This window comes from Anaerostipes hominis (ex Lee et al. 2021) (assembly GCF_002270485.1).
GTDB classification, from domain to species: Bacteria; Bacillota; Clostridia; order Lachnospirales; family Lachnospiraceae; genus Anaerostipes; species Anaerostipes hominis.
This window is the reverse complement of the sequence record NZ_NQOG01000072.1, coordinates 1-679: the sequence shown is the minus strand read 5'-3', so window position 1 is coordinate 679 and position 679 is coordinate 1. Positions and strand designations below refer to the sequence as shown.

General features: G+C 40.6%; 1 protein-coding gene and 1 pseudogene. Both read left to right on the top strand.

What is annotated here, in order from left to right:
• Positions 1 to 212, top strand: a pseudogene (locus CI597_RS19800) (IS91 family transposase); the annotation flags it as partial.
• A gap of 52 nt (positions 213 to 264) precedes the next feature.
• Entirely contained in the window at positions 265 to 441 is a 177-nt protein-coding gene (locus CI597_RS18255) for a hypothetical protein (RefSeq protein WP_186992545.1), read from the top strand.
• The last annotated feature ends 238 nt before the right edge of the window (positions 442 to 679 follow it).

Here is a 679-nt window from a genome sequence, read left to right as displayed (position 1 = left end):
CCGTTTCTAAAAGCAAACACCGTATCTATCGGAGTTTTAATCAATGGAGAACTGCCATTTTGACTTCCTTCGGTTACGATCCTTTGGAATGTCCTAACTGCAAGCACAAAATGACTGTTTTAGAAATATATTACAATCACAAATGCGTATCCCTTGAAGAATTATACGAGAAAGCAATATCCAAATCTCGTGGAAAGCGTTCTTCTGCATGATTCCTTTTTTCGCATTCTATGCTATAATCCTCTAAAAGGAGGAGATACACCCATGAAACCTAATATCGAGGAATTACGCAAAAAATATATCGATAATCCGCCAGAAGGGATGACATCTAAGGACATTCGCCATATGAGCGAAGATGAACTTCTGGATATGGATTATTTCTTAAATGAAGATGATTTGTTCGATGACGAGGCTGGTGTAGAAGGTTTTTGTATCTTCTAACCAACGTCGTCCAATTCCAATGCCCGCCTTGATGCGGGCTATTTTCATTCAAGAGTTCGACGTTTGTCGAACTTTCCTATAAAATCGAGTAGGGGAGATTAAATCTCCCCTCTCACACCACCGTACATGCCGTTCGGCATACGGCGGTTCAACATAACTTCAAAGCATGACGTTCCATGTAATAATCGTAGCAACTCACAAGCCCTGCCTGTTTCAGCTTTTCTTTTGAGATTGCCCT

Bases quoted from the DNA above. Each gene is read 5' to 3' on its own strand.
- CI597_RS18255 (WP_186992545.1), top strand. From the start codon at position 265: ATGAAACCTAATATCGAGGAATTACGCAAAAAATATATCGATAATCCG.